Origin of the sequence: Enterococcus sp. BWR-S5, assembly GCF_016745255.1 — a bacterium.
Lineage (GTDB): Bacteria > Bacillota > Bacilli > Lactobacillales > Enterococcaceae > Enterococcus_L.
Map to the genome: position 1 here is coordinate 20,984 of NZ_JADOEQ010000008.1, position 14,444 is coordinate 35,427.

General features: G+C 35.4%; 14 protein-coding genes. 12 read left to right on the forward strand and 2 right to left on the reverse strand.

Annotation, left to right across the window (positions count from 1 at the left end; translation table 11 throughout):
- Positions 1–366: 366 nt before the first annotated feature.
- From IW510_RS21460 to IW510_RS10570, 6 genes are all read left to right on the forward strand, one after another.
- Entirely contained in the window at positions 367–903 is a 537-nt protein-coding gene (locus IW510_RS21460) for a transposase (protein ID WP_269092696.1), read from the forward strand.
- The gene (locus IW510_RS21465; RefSeq protein ID WP_269092697.1) at positions 900–1,229 is read left to right on the forward strand and encodes a transposase; all 330 of its coding nucleotides are present in this window, start codon (positions 900–902) and stop codon (positions 1,227–1,229) included. The genes IW510_RS21460 and IW510_RS21465 overlap by 4 nt, the downstream gene beginning before the upstream one ends.
- A 143-nt stretch (positions 1,230–1,372) precedes the next feature.
- Entirely contained in the window at positions 1,373–2,671 is a 1,299-nt protein-coding gene (locus IW510_RS10555) for a hypothetical protein (protein ID WP_202059381.1), read from the forward strand.
- Complete coding sequence (locus tag IW510_RS10560) at positions 2,640–3,929, forward strand: SIR2 family protein (protein WP_202059383.1); 1,290 nt, start codon at positions 2,640–2,642, stop codon at positions 3,927–3,929. The genes IW510_RS10555 and IW510_RS10560 overlap by 32 nt, the downstream gene beginning before the upstream one ends.
- 197 nt (positions 3,930–4,126) lie before the next feature.
- The gene (locus IW510_RS10565) at positions 4,127–4,519 is read left to right on the forward strand and encodes a (deoxy)nucleoside triphosphate pyrophosphohydrolase (RefSeq protein WP_202059385.1); all 393 of its coding nucleotides are present in this window, start codon (positions 4,127–4,129) and stop codon (positions 4,517–4,519) included.
- A gap of 2 nt (positions 4,520–4,521) precedes the next feature.
- Positions 4,522–7,437, forward strand: a complete 2,916-nt coding sequence (locus IW510_RS10570; RefSeq protein WP_202059387.1) for a DEAD/DEAH box helicase — start codon at positions 4,522–4,524, stop codon at positions 7,435–7,437.
- 22 nt (positions 7,438–7,459) lie between these two features.
- Here the strand turns inward: IW510_RS10570 and IW510_RS10575 are convergent, their stop codons facing one another.
- Positions 7,460–7,741: a hypothetical protein gene (locus IW510_RS10575; protein ID WP_202059389.1), complete on the reverse strand. Its 282-nt coding sequence runs from the start codon at positions 7,739–7,741 to the stop codon at positions 7,460–7,462.
- 835 nt (positions 7,742–8,576) lie between these two features.
- Here IW510_RS10575 and IW510_RS10580 point away from each other — a divergent pair.
- The 6 genes from IW510_RS10580 (at position 8,577) to IW510_RS10605 (ending at position 13,282) form a co-directional block, all read left to right on the forward strand.
- Positions 8,577–9,098, forward strand: a complete 522-nt coding sequence (locus tag IW510_RS10580) for a CbrC family protein (RefSeq protein WP_202059391.1) — start codon at positions 8,577–8,579, stop codon at positions 9,096–9,098.
- A 355-nt stretch (positions 9,099–9,453) separates the two neighbouring features.
- Positions 9,454–10,155 carry a DUF969 domain-containing protein gene (locus IW510_RS10585; protein ID WP_202059393.1) on the forward strand — a complete coding sequence of 234 codons (702 nt, stop codon included), beginning with the start codon at positions 9,454–9,456 and terminating at the stop codon, positions 10,153–10,155.
- On the forward strand, positions 10,155–11,075 hold the full coding sequence (locus IW510_RS10590; protein WP_202059395.1) for a DUF979 domain-containing protein: 921 nt from the start codon (positions 10,155–10,157) through the stop codon (positions 11,073–11,075). The genes IW510_RS10585 and IW510_RS10590 overlap by 1 nt, the downstream gene beginning before the upstream one ends.
- Positions 11,076–11,355: 280 nt before the next feature.
- A complete protein-coding gene (gene pcp / locus IW510_RS10595; protein WP_202059397.1) occupies positions 11,356–12,003 on the forward strand; it encodes a pyroglutamyl-peptidase I in 648 nt (215 codons plus the stop codon).
- Positions 12,003–12,455: a gamma-glutamylcyclotransferase family protein gene (locus tag IW510_RS10600; protein WP_202059399.1), complete on the forward strand. Its 453-nt coding sequence runs from the start codon at positions 12,003–12,005 to the stop codon at positions 12,453–12,455. The genes pcp and IW510_RS10600 overlap by 1 nt, the downstream gene beginning before the upstream one ends.
- Positions 12,456–12,835: 380 nt before the next feature.
- The gene (locus IW510_RS10605; protein ID WP_202059401.1) at positions 12,836–13,282 is read left to right on the forward strand and encodes a hypothetical protein; all 447 of its coding nucleotides are present in this window, start codon (positions 12,836–12,838) and stop codon (positions 13,280–13,282) included.
- A 54-nt stretch (positions 13,283–13,336) separates the two neighbouring features.
- Here the strand turns inward: IW510_RS10605 and IW510_RS10610 are convergent, their stop codons facing one another.
- The gene (locus tag IW510_RS10610) at positions 13,337–14,299 is read right to left on the reverse strand and encodes a helix-turn-helix domain-containing protein (RefSeq protein ID WP_202059403.1); all 963 of its coding nucleotides are present in this window, start codon (positions 14,297–14,299) and stop codon (positions 13,337–13,339) included.
- Positions 14,300–14,444 lie beyond the last annotated feature (145 nt).

Consider the following 14,444-nt stretch of genomic DNA (forward strand, 5'->3'; position numbering starts at 1 on the left):
AAGAAGCCTTTGGCTCTTTCTCCCATACATAAGGGACCTCTTCTTATACACCGCAAATGATGCTGAAACTCATTCTTTGTGTCTATACGCAATCAGTTTTCTCAGGCCGAAAGATTGAAGCCAATGCCAATAAGTTTACTTTTTTTGGTGAAAATCAGTTGATCGATACTAGACACAGCTAGAAGAGAAGTCCTTGATTTCCTATCAAAACTTGTTAGAAAAAGAAATCATTCCGGCAATCTGAAAGGAGTCCGAAGAGCTGCTTTCGGAAAAAGAGGTGACTACTATCATCCAACAGCTCCAACGAGTGATAAATGAACAGGCTCTAAACGAAAACAATTACGCAACTTGAGAAGAGAACCAAAATTGTTCCTCAAACACTTCCACTCTCATCAGGAACGAATAGAAAAATATGTCGCTCACTATGCTATTTTAGGCTATGATTGTTTCCCAAATCCTACAGTTACTCGGACACTGCGCCCTTTTCTAACCACTTTACAGGAACAATTCTTTGATTTACCATTATACCTTGTTGCTGATGCCAGATATGGCAGTGAGGAAAATTATCAGACAATCACAGAGGCGTTCAAACGAATCTCTTTAGTTACTAATGGAATGTATAAAAAAGAAAAGAAGAAAAAGTATAAAAATAATCCCTTTCATCCAGATAACTGGTCTTATGATGAACCCCTGGATTCTTATGTGTGTCCGGAACAACGAACATTCGTTTTTCGTAATCAAGGGCTTCGTCGTGATCGATACGGATTTACTCGGACCATCCGTTTTTATCAATGTGAAACCTGTTTAGCTTGCTCGGTACGCGCCCAATGTACAAAGGTAAAATCAACCCATAATCGAGTGATTCAAAAAATCGAAAGTGGTTATCTTATAAAGAACAAATGAAGCAGCTACTTTCAAAGGAAAAGACTGGAGCTTTTTATCGCCGCAGAAAAATAGATGTAGAACCTGTCTTCGGATTTTTGAAGGCTATTTTGGGTTTTACTCGTCTTCCAGTCAGAGGTAAAGAACAGGTGAAAAATGAGTTGGGCTTTGACTTACTGGTAGTTAACTTAAGAAAATTGACAGTTTCCCAAAGGGAAACGACTCGAAAGAAAGAGATTAACAGAAAAAAAGAAAGAATCAGCCTGTTTTTTATACAGGTAATGATTCTTTCTTTTTTTGTTTTTAGAACTTATGTCCCAAACTCTTTTAAATATATAAGTGTATAAAAAAACGAAATGTATACGTTGTTATTTTTTCTAAAAGATTGGTTTAAGGAACGTACGGTCTCTTATTTTTTTTATAGAGAGATGCTATAATTTTATAGTATAAGGAATCAAAAGGATTTTTGATAAAAATAGGAGTGATAAAAATGGAATTAAGCTCATCTGAAGTTCAAAAATTTCCTAGCTATTTGAGGCTATATACAGATAATATAAGATTCAAAGATCTTATCGAATCGTTAACTATGTGTAAAAGTGATACCTCTTCGGCAAATTTTACTCATTTGTTGGAGACTTCTAGTGTTTCAGAAATGAATCAATTATTTAAAGTGAAGGATTTTAGTCAACGCGAACTTTTTGATATTAAAGATGCAATTATTCAGAATATTACTTATTCCTCGCTGAGAACAGCATATATTGACAATTTATCTGAGAATTGTTTGTTAGCAGAGTTTGAAAATATTTTTTCAATTCAAAAAAAAGTCTATGTGTCTTTGTTTTCCGTTACAAATCAAGCAGAAGCAAATAGGGAGTTATATTATAATCAACTACTTGAGACTAATATTAGTGAGTATAATAAAATTTATATTCCTGCTATTTATAGAACCAATGATCAATTAATTTTTTTCTTTGCTTATAAATATTCAGATAAGGAAGAAACCGATAGGATAATAGCTGCAACAACAATTATTTCATTGAATAAAGGAACTGTAGAGACTCATGTTAAAAATGAGTTTACTAAGGCTAATAGTAGTGAAGTCGATGTAAATTCTACAGAAAAATTTTACTATAGTATAAAAAAGATTTTAAAAGAATTGGGCTTAGAATTAAAACCTAGAAAAAGTAGTGATGAGAGGAAAGCCCTATTTGACTACTGTAAGTACCTGAATAAAGCTATGATAGAAGATTATGAAGAGAGTATAAGTAAAGAATTAGGAGCAGTTTTAAAGCCAACATTGGATACTTTCATTTTACAACTTAACACTCAGTTTCCTATATCAGGTGATGCAGAGAAAAGAATATTGAAGAAAATTGAATCAATTTATGTCGGTGAATATATAACTAAGATGATAACTAGTCGAGAACTGAGAGAAAAGGCTTTGGAAAAGGGACTAAAAGGATACCCAACTAAAATAAAATATACAAATAAGGATGCTGCAAATAGTCAAACAGCTTCAAAGGGCAAAAATGAGCCACTTCCAGTTCATGAAATATTTCATAGTATTAATACTGTTTTTGAAGACATGTCAGTATTAAGGGAAATTCGAATAGCCTGGTTCGAAAGATTTACTTTTGCGACTACAGGAATGTATGAACGAAAAGCAAGTGTAAACCAAACAATGATAAAAAGTACGAAAAATTATTTAAGAGTGGTGTTTGCTAGTACATCTAAAACTAATAAGGAGATGGTTGACGTTGTATTGTCAGAAATTAGAAGATTGTTATGATCAAATTCAAGTTAATATTGGTGATATTCCTAAAGATAGTTTTAATAGTCTCATAGTTGAATTAGCAATGTGGAATAATTACAGATTACCTGAATGTTTTTACGATAAAATTTCTAATTATTCTCAAAAAGCTGAATTGTTTTTTGAGATAATGAAAAATAATTCGATTTTTAGTATAGAATATTGCTATGTTTGTGATGATAATGAATGCGTGTCGTATTTTCCTGAAAAAAAATGTGAATTATGTTCTAGTAAAATCGAAGAACACGATGAGTATTTTACATTATTTTGTATAACAGATGAAATTAGGATGAGCATAAAGTCTTATAACAGTGATTTTCTTAATCAAACTTTATCAATGCAATCCATCAATGTTTTAACACAGCTTAGAACTAAATTACCTAATTTAGTCCCATTTATTGGATCTGGAATTTCTGCTCCGGTTGGTTTACCTACATGGCGAGAAATAATTGATGATATTAGTAAAAGTTTAGAAAAAAGTAGTAGAGGAACTATAGAATATTATCTTGATCGCAACGATTATTTATCATGTTTTGAAATTATCTTTGAAGACACTTCAAATCAACTATACAAAAATATTAACGATATAAAGAGTCATTTTTTTTCAAAGTTTGGAGTAGATTTACCTGATGATGCAATAAGTAATCATCGTAATATTATTGATTTAGGGAGTCAATTAATTTTAACGACTAATTATGATTTATTGCTAGAAAAATCAGATAAGAAAAATCTTTATGAAAGTCACATCCTCTCAGAACTGGAGGATCAAGCTTCTTTAAAAAGAGACAAGTCAATTTTACATTTGCATGGGGTTGCGAAAAATTCAAAAAAAAATACTATGGTTGTTGATAAAAATGATTATGAAAAAATATATGGAGATGATAAGATTAAGCGGAAGCTGCAAAGTATATTAGGGGATAAGGCAATATTATTTTTGGGGTATTCTTTAGATGACTATTATTTTATGGAAGAGTTAATGGATATTTGTGAATCTAATAATAATTTTGTTGATTACTACGCTATTATGATAAATGCTGATTTAAATAGTCTAAAAAGTAAACTAAAATATTATGATAATGTAAAAATAATTCCATTGGATATTCAAACTGAAGATATTAAAAAAAACGAAGATGGTTACACAAAAAAAATCAAGCGTGATTCAAGAAGTATCTCAGAAGAAATAGTGAAAAAAATAGAATTTATTCTCAAATATATAAAGAATGATTTATATATTTGAGAATAAAAAATGTAAGAAGTGAAATTTTCAGCTATTAGATTATGTTAATGGTATAAAAATGAAAAGAGATCATTTTCCCAGTGAGATAATTACTTCTCGCTGGTTTTTCGATTTTCGTATATTTTGTATGGTACAATTAAAACTGTGGTTAAGAAAAAAATTTAAGTGTTATAAATTATAGGATTAGGACCGATGATATGAAAAAAGTGATTCGAGTGGTTGGCGCGGTTATTGAAAAAGATGGTTTAATCTTGTGTGCGCAACGTGGAATGGATAAATCTTTAGGTGGTTTCTGGGAGTTTCCAGGGGGAAAGATTGAAGAAGGAGAAACACCTCAGCAAGCTCTTGAACGTGAAATTAGAGAAGAGCTTTTATGTGAAGTGAAGATAAAAAATGAAATTATTACAGCTAAACATGAATATGATTTTGGATTTGTTGAATTGACCACTTTTTTCTGTGAGTTAGTTTCTGGCGAACCTAAGCTAACAGAGCACGAAAATATCAAATGGTTGTCGGTTCCTGAGTTAGTTTCTTTGGAATGGGCACCAGCTGATATCCCAACAATTGATATTTTAGTTAAAGGAGCTTAATTATGGAGTATTCTTTATTAGAGCATTTTCAGTCTTCTTTAGAGCATAGTTTTGTGGATAAGAATAAGGATTACAATGATTTGTATAAGGCTAAACTACTTACTAATAACGAAGAAGAAAGTAGCTTTGTATTAAATGAAATTAAAGAGGAACTTAGCACCTGCAAAGAATTTTTCTTTGCGGTTGCTTTTATTACGGAAAATGGCTTACAACCTCTAAAAACTGTATTGGCCGATTTAGCTAAAAAGGGTGTTTATGGAAGAATTATTACTTCAAACTACCTGTATTTTAATGCGCCTAAAATGTTTCAAGAACTTCTAAAATTGAAAAATGTGGATGTACATATTACTGATATGGAGGGGTTTCATGCGAAAGGATATTATTTTAAGCATGATAGTCATGAAACATTTATTCTGGGCAGTTCAAATTTGACGATTAAAGCACTGAAGGTGAACTGTGAGTGGAATTTGAAACTGAACTCACTAGCTAATGGTGAGTTGGTTCATTCCATGAAAAATAACTTTGAGCAAATGTGGTCAAACTCATTTAAGTTATCTGAAGCATGGATCAGTGAATATGAAAAGAACTATAAGCCTATTTTAAATACTAAAAAAATTGATGGGCTAGAGAGCCCAAGTACTTCGATAGATGAAGTTATTCATAGAGAAGACTGGGATGATGACTATCAAGTCACTTACATTAAGCCCAATGTCATGCAACAACAAGCACTAAAAGAAATACAGCGTGTCCGTGATGAAGGAAAGCAAAAAGCATTGGTTATTTCAGCAACCGGAACAGGAAAAACTTATCTATCAGCTTTTGATGTGCGAAATTATTCCCCTGAAAGACTGCTATTTATTGTCCACAGGGAGCAGATTTTAGGTAAGGCAATGTCGGATTATAAGAAAATATTAGGTGGAAGAGATAACCAATATGGAATCCTATCAGGAAGTAAGAAAATAACGGATGAAAAATATGTTTTTGCTACGATTCAAAGCTTATCCAAGATAGAAACATTACAAGGATTTGCCAAGAAAGAATTTGATTATATACTAATTGATGAGGTTCATAAAGCAGGGGCTAAGAGTTATCAATCAGTAATAGATTACTTTGAACCTAATTTCTTTTTAGGAATGACAGCTACTCCAGAGCGAACAGATGATTTCAACATTTATGAACTATTTGATTACAATATTGCTTATGAAATACGATTGCAAGACGCCTTAAAAGAAAATATGCTTTGTCCATTTCATTATTTTGGGATTACAGATTTAGAAGTTGATGGAGAGTTGATTGATGATAAATCAGCGTTTAGTCAATTAGTAGGAGAACAAAGAGTCAATCACATTTTTGAGCAAATTGAATATTATGGTCATTGTGGTGATAAAGTTCATGGACTAGTTTTTTGTAGTAAAACAAAAGAAGCTTTAGAGCTAGAAAAAATCTTTAATGAACAAGGTTTGAGAGCAAAAGCTCTATGTGGTTATCATAGTATAGAAGAGAGAGAGAAAGTTGTTAATGATTTAGAAATGGGTCGTTTAGAATACATTATCACTGTAGACATTTTTAATGAAGGAATTGATATTCCACCTGTCAATCAAGTTATAATGTTGAGAAAAACAAAATCAAGTATTGTTTTTATTCAACAATTAGGTAGAGGATTAAGGAAATCAGAAGGTAAGGATTTTGTAACGATTATTGATTTTATTGGAAATTATGACAACAATTATTTAATCCCAGCTGCATTAACAGAGGATCAGTCCTTAAGTAAAAATGATTTACGAAAAAAAACAATGGCAACACAATATCTTTCAGGATTGTCGACGATAAATTTTGATGAGGTATCGAGAAAACAAATATTTCAATCAATTGAGTCTTCTAAATTAAATAGTGGCGCGAATTTTAGAGAAGCATATAAGAACTTGAAAAATAAGATAGGTCGCATTCCTATGCTCTTGGATTTTATTAAAGATGATACAGTAGACCCTATATTGATAGGAGCATATAAAAAGAATTATCATCAGTTCTTGGTTTGGATGAAAGAAGAGGTTCCTCGTATATCTACTTATGAAAACCAAATTCTTATGTTTCTTTCAAATGAATTGCTTAATGGTAAAAGAAATCATGAGTTTCTATTACTAAATACGCTGATAGAGAACGAAAGTATTTCAAAATCTGATTTTTTTGAATTTTTGGACAAAAACAAGTATCCAATAAATGAAACAATTGAGGATTCCATTGATAGAGTCCTTAGCCTAAAATTTTTTGTAGAACAAGATAGGGTCAAGTATGGTGACAAATCCTTGATAAGGATTGATGAAGACAACTACTATCTGGCTGATGATTTTTCAAAGCATTTAGTTAAGAACCAATGGTTTCATAAAAATGTTAAGGATATTATCAATACATCGTTTGAAAGAAGTAAACGCTATGATGTGGCTGTTCCATTAACCTACAATGAAGTCTATACTAGGCAAGATGTTTGTCGATTATTAAATTGGGAAAATGATGAGAAAGGTACAATGTATGGCTATCGAATTAAGTACGACACTTTTCCAATTTTTGTAAATTATCATAAAGATGATGAAATAGACAATAGTGTAAAATATGAAGATGAACTAATCGATAGGCATACTTTGCTTTGGTATACGAAAGCAAAGAGAACTATGAATAGTGCTGAAGTTAAGGCGTTGGTGAATTATGAAAAATCTAATTTAGCTATTCATATTTTTGTTCAAAAGGAAGCGAGTCAATCAAGTGAATTTATCTATCTTGGTCAAGCGAGTCCGAAAAAACAGACAATTACACCTCAAGTTATAAAAGACAAAAATGGAAAAGATACAGATATTGTCCATGTGGAACTAGCGTTAGAGAAGCCAGTTCCATTAGAAACCTATGATTTTATTAAGCAAAAATAGAAGTAAGCGATGGTGGTTAATTCTAGCCATCGTTTATTTTTTTGCCTTCATTCATATTTTGTATCACTACTTTCTCCCTCCCCACCAACTCCCCATAATCCTTCTGAAACGCTTTAAATATCTTTGCACAGGCATGATAATCTCGAATAATCTTCTTCTTATTGACTGGCGGGTTCTCTTCGGAGAAAAAGATTTCCAATATTTCCAGCATCTTCTGCCAGGAATCCAGTCGCTCGTTGATTTCTTGTAAGGCAAGTATTTCGTGGTAGGGGATGGCTTTGATACAGGTTACTTGTTTTTTCATCGTTTTGGCTCCTTTTTTGTTTTTGATTCTATGTACTTTCTGCTAAATCATTTCACTGAACTTCATGTTTTTCCTTATTTTCGGAATTTGATTGGACACTGATAGAAAAATCCGTCATTGTGTAGCAATCTTTCTTGAAATTAGGTACAATAACAGTTGGGCAACTTGTATAGATGGTTACAGCTGTTTATACAGGGCTTTGTCGTTCGGTTGGCGCCGGATGACGAAGTGCCTTTTTATTTTGGCTGAAATATGGTCTGATAGTATTCTGCTATGAAAAAATCTATGTTAAGAGTGACAAGTTACGACAACTGGCTATTGTACCTTTTGGCTGATTATAGGATAGAAAAAGACGATAGCAGATGCGTACCTGCTATCGTCTCAATAGTCGACAAAGAAGACTGGTTTGCTTGCAGTCCCGTTCAAAAAAGGAGAGTTCCTTTGGTATAGGGATTAAGGAGATTGTGGGGAGACTGCAGCATTCAGTTTGTTTGCGCTATCGGCGACTTGCAAGGCAGTTACAGCTGTCTTTACAAGGCTTCGTTGACTCGGTTGGCGCCGAATCAGGAAGTGCCAATTATCTATTTAATTGTTATCGATTTCTATCCTACGCACTTAGTATAGCGGAAAGAAATCAGCGTTGCAATGCGAACAAAAGTTAAATAACACAACGATTCGGCTCCTTTTAATATATAAGGAAAAATAACAGAAAAAAATTTTTGTGAGGAATATTTTATCTAATAGAAAGGTGTATGCTGAAAGAAAGTGTCCTTACAGAAATCCAGCATTTATAGTAGAATAAGGAAAATGAGTATTTAACGAACGGAGCTTCAAAATGCCAAATAGAACCTATCCAACCTTCAAATATAGTCCAAATCTCGATGAAATCGGTGTTCTCAATACAAACGCAAGTGTTTGTAATTGCTGTGGTGAGACAGTCGAAAAGTCAATCGGCAGTATGTACTGTCGTGAAGAAATTGAATGTATCTGCTTGAGCTGTGTCGCTACTGGCAAGGCTGCGGAGAAATTCGATGGTGAGTTTATTCAGGATGCGGAAACGGATCAGGTGAATAATCAGGAAAAAATCGACGAACTGTTTAAACGTACTCCAGGCTACGTCAGTTGGCAGGGAGAAAATTGGCTGGCGCATTGTCAGGATTTTTGTGCTTATCTTGGTGAGGTAGGAACAAAGGAGCTGGAAGAGATGGGGATTGCCGATCAAGTAATTGCAGAGTATGAGGCACTTGACGAGTATGAGGATATTCGACCTTATCTGACAAAATCGGGTTCCATGTGCGGCTATCTTTTTCAATGCTTGCATTGCGGTGAGTATCGACTATGGGTTGATTGCGACTAAGGATAGAGAAAGAGTTTTCCTCTCTCCATTTTTGAAGAGTAACTATTTTATAAGTCAATGACAATAACAGCTGCTATTGCCATTCAAATTGTATAAACAGAAAGAGCATCGAAGAGGCCTGCGTTCTCTGTGCTCTTTTTGTCGTGGTCGTATGAGCGATTTGGTTTCGCCGAGCTGAGGAGAGACTACTATCGATTTTAACCTTATAATGATTAAAAGATTATTTTAATTTCTCATCAGATTTTCGTTAAAAAGTAATTTGAATTTTCAGAAATTTCTATTTTCATCTTTTTCTACTACCAAAATTAGTATATACTGGGTAAAGTTAAAAAACTTTATGAAGGAGAGTATAAAGATGGAATGGATCAAATTGATCGGTATTTTGATTATTTTAGTTGGCTTTATTTTTAAGTTTGATACAATCGCTGTGGTATTGATTGCGGCGTTTGTTACAGCAATGGTATCGGGGATATCTATTGTAGAATTTTTAGAGATGTTGGGAGAGGCGTTTGTTTCCAATCGTTTGGTTACCTTGTTTTTACTGACGCTTCCGATGATTGGTATTTCTGAGCGTTTTGGCTTGCGCCAGCAAGCTGTGGTGCTTATAGAGAAGATTAAGAGTTTGACACCTGGGCGTTTTATTACTTTATATCTTGTTATTCGTGAGCTGGCAGGGGCATTCTCTATTCGGATTCAAGGACACACACAGTTTATTCGTCCAATTGTGAACCCGATGGCACAGGCAGCTGCAGAGAATAAATACGGCAAGCTGGATGAAGAGGATGAAGAAAAAATCAAAGCGCGTGCAGCCGCAAACGAGAACTTCGGGAATTTCTTTGCTCAAAATACGTTTGTTGCAGCGTCAGGTGTTTTGCTGATTACAGGAACGATGAAATCGTTAGGCTATGAAATCGCTGAATCGGCTGTTGCTCAAATGTCGATTCCAATTGCATTGATTGTGTTAGTTCTGGCTGGCGGCTACAACTTATTGATGGATAGAAAATTGGCGAAAAAGTATAGCAAGCGACAAACAGAAGATAAAGGAGGACAACAATAATGGAACAGTTGATTACGAATTTATTGGAGTTTTTCTATATTTTGATTGGGCTTTTATTGATGGCAACGGCTGTAAGAGTATTCAAGGATGAGACACATCCGACTCGATTGGGCACTGCAGCATTTTGGCTGCTTTTAGGAATTGTCTTTGCTTTTGGTAATTTTATCCCGTATCTGATTGATGGAATCATTATTATTTTGATGGGCGTTTTGACGTTGTTCAAACAGGTTCGGATTGGTAAATTGGCAGCAATTGATGAAGACGTTGCAGAAGCTTCTGCTAAGCGTGTAGGCAGCTGGATATTTCTACCATGTATTCTTTTAGCATTGTTTGCCGTGCTGATTTCCTACACACCGTTAGGCGGACAAGTGGGAATCGGTATCGCTTCTATTTTGACTTTACTTATTGCCATGTTCATTACTTCAGCGAAGCCTAAAACAGTGGCAGATGATGCAGATAGAATGATTCAACAGGTCGGAACAAGCGGAATTTTACCGCAATTACTGGCAGCTTTAGGTGTTATCTTCAATGCTGCTGGTGTTGGAACAGTGATTTCTAATGGTATTTCAGGCTTTATCCCAGAGGGAAATCGGTTTATTGGTGTGGTAGCTTATTGTCTTGGTATGGTTATTTTTACGATGATTATGGGGAATGGGTTTGCGGCATTCACGGTTATTACTGCCGGAATCGGTGTACCATTTGTAATTGCTCAGGGTGGTGATCCAGTCGTTGCCGGAGCACTTGCTATGACTGCAGGATTTTGTGGGACGTTGTTAACACCGATGGCGGCAAACTTTAATGCTTTGCCAGCCGCGTTATTGGAAATGAAGGACCCTAATGCAGTAATCAAAACACAAGCTCCAATTGCCGCTATTTTGATTGTCGTGCATATTGGATTAATGTACTTTTTAGCATTTTAATTGGGCGTGTCTGAAAAGGTTACGGAATCAAAATTTTTCAGGTATTTTGGTGGAGTGTTGGAGAGAAAACACAGATTATGTGGCGCATAATTAAGTATTTCTACAGACGTACTCCATCCAAATAACGAGGATATTTTCTGTTTGGATTTTCAGACATAGCCTAAATCAATTGTTTGGAATTGCCAGGATGATTGAGAGGGTGTATCATGTTTTTATTCTTTAATCGAATTCTTCTCGATTATCCAGCAGAATAGTAAATAAGAACAGGAGTGAAAGAATCATGAAGATATTAGTAACAGGATTTGATCCTTTTGGTGGTGAACCAATTAATCCGGCTTTAGAAGCAGTGAAAGGATTATCCGATACAATCAATGGTGCAGAGATTATCAAGTTAGAGATTCCTACTGTTTTTGGGAAATCAGCTGAGGTTGTAAAAGAGGCAATTTTAACCCACAAACCAGATGTGGTTTTGAATATTGGACAAGCAGGCGGTCGTTTTGCCCCATCACCGGAACGTGTAGCAATCAATGTCGATGATGCGCGCATTCCTGATAACGAAGGGAATCAGCCGGTAGATGAAGCGATTCAACAGGATGGACAACCAGCATACTTTACGCAGCTGCCAATCAAAGCAATGGTTGCTGCAATGAAGGAAGCAGGATTTCCTGCGGCAGTCTCAAATACAGCAGGAACCTTTGTCTGCAATCACATCATGTATCAGGTTCAATATATGATTGATAAAGAGTTCCCGACAATGAAGGGTGGATTTATCCATGTTCCTTATATTCCGGAGCAGGTAGTAGATAAAGCGGGTCAGCCATATATGAGCTTGGCGGATATCACGCAATCTTTAGAAAAAGCAATTGAAGCGATTGTTGCCTATGATGGAAAAGAGGACATGAAGGCAATCGGAGGTGCCATTCACTGATGGATGGCAAAGAACTACCGCTGTTTACCTATGGCAGTCTGATGGAAAACCTGTTCAATTATCAAAAGTACTTGAACGGAAAAGTCAAAGGAAAGCCTAGAGTGGCTCGAATTAAGGGCAAGCTGTTTCATATGAATGAGAAGCAGTATCCGGCACTGCTTTCAGGTGCTGATTGGGTGTACGGCGAGATTTTTGAGCTTAGTGATTTTCAACGGAATATCTCTTCGGTGGATGATTTAGAGAACTATTACGGTGTCGGAGATAAACGCAATGAGTATGAACGACAAATTGTTGAGGTTGAAGTGTTTGATGAGAAGACGAGAACCTTTAGTCAGATAGAAAAAGTATATTGCTATCTTTATGTGGTGGCTAATGACCCGAGATTCCAGCAGGATAGTTTGTATTTAGCGGATGGAAATTGGCGCAGCTACCATGAGCGTATTGCGAATTAAGAGAACCAAAAGGCTTTTTCAATAAAAGAGAATCATAGCGAGTCACTCTCAAAAATCAGTATTTGCTGATTTTTCGAGGGTGATTTTTCCTACAGCGCCCAAATAGATTGGAGGATGTTTCGAAAAAGCTGGCTGCTTTATGTTTGTTGCTGTCAAGTCTCATGTCAATGGAAAACAGGAAGTGAATTTTTTAATGAAAAAATAGGAGGACGGACAAAGCAAACTGTAGTAAAATGAAAAGGGAAATAATGGTAAGTTAAAATAGCCAAGGTTTTTTCTGTGAACAAGTAGGCTTTAACAAGCGATAAAAGCCGTGAGTAAAGAGAGTGCTGATAAAAAAGGAGTAGGTAAACCTGAAGAGAAGAAGGATAAAAATAGGGTTGATAGTAGCAGCGGCTGCTATCCTTATATTTATGGGCGTTCGTGGACTGTTCATTTTCTGGATGAGGGAAAAGACAGTTAGCCGGATTCATACGGATCGGGAAGCGATTGAGCAATATTTCCCTGATTTTCCGGAAACGCAACAGCTCTACTGGGTATCTGCGGTGGAGAAACGAAATATCGGTCCCGCAAAAAAGGAATTGTATATTTACGCGAAGCTGGATGAGGAGGAATTTGCTCATTTTATTGAAGGGGTAGCCTATTCACCAGTATCACGCTTACCCTTATTTTTTCAGCCAGGTGAGATAAAAGGGCCATTCGATTGGCAGAAGTTAGATGCAAAGGAATCGTTGCAAGAGAACAAGTTGCAGTCAGTATTCCAGCAAACAGTTTATGTAGATTTGAGTAAATGCTTGGTTTTTGTTGAAGCTTTCAATGTATCCTAAAAACTGTATAAGCTGTTCATTATGATGAACAGCTTATACAGTTTTTTGCTTTTTCTATTCGCTAGTCGTGTGCTGCTGCAGCTTTCGATATTTTCCGGGAGTGGTTTTGTAGTGTTCCTTAAAGAGCTTGAAAAAGAATGCTTTATCTTGATAACCGATTTCTTCGATGATCGTTTGAATAGGCAAGTCCGTCTGGCATAGGTATTTTTCAGCATAGTGCAGCCGATAATGGATGACCCAGTCTGAAAAATTTTTATTTGTCTGTTTCTTGATAAACGCTGAAAGATAGTTTGGATGAAAGTGAAACTTTTCTGCAGTTTCCGCCAAGCTGACTGTCGTCAAATGGGTTTCAATATGTGCCAAGATTTCTTCAACCAAGACACCGGAGGAAAGATTAGAATCTTTTACACACAGACCTTTATCAGATAGTTGGCTGATTTCCACAACAAGGAGTACAAAGGCTGATTTGGTCACCTTGTTATTAAAGTAGCGCATCTTAACAATCTGTTTCAAAAGTAATAAGGTATAAGCGTGAATGTCATCATTGGGGGAAAATTGATAAATGAAATAGTAGCTGTTTTCCTCTGTCTCTTTGATGCTTTCTACAAAGAAGCGATAAATGATGGGCTCTTCCGCAAATTGGGCCAGTAGGGAATCGTTAAAATATTCTTTTTTGAAGTAAAAGCTAAGCACGGTAGTACCTTCCTCAAGCTCTTCGTACTCAACGACGGTCCATTCATTTGCCAAAACGAGGCAGCCCGCTTCATATTGCAGCTCCTTGCGGTCAATCCAAATATTTATTGATCCCTTCAAAACATATAGAATGCGGATGTATGGCGCACTGTATGTCAGGGGTTCTTTTGTGTTCTGACAGACAAAAGAAGCAATTTGTCGATTGGGGTTGTTTCGAAAATTCGACAGCTCCTCAATCATGCCTGCCTGAGTTTTGTTATAACAATCAAGGGTCTTTAGAAACTGGAAAAAACGATTAAACTGCTCGTTAGAAAAACTATACATAAAAACCTCCATCTTAAAATAAGCTACTTAACATGTTTGAAGAGACTAATTCAATTCTTATCAAATGACAGTATAATAAATGTGAATTCAGAAGTAAATAGCTATTTATCAACTTTCTATATTGTGAATAATCGAGCAATCGTTT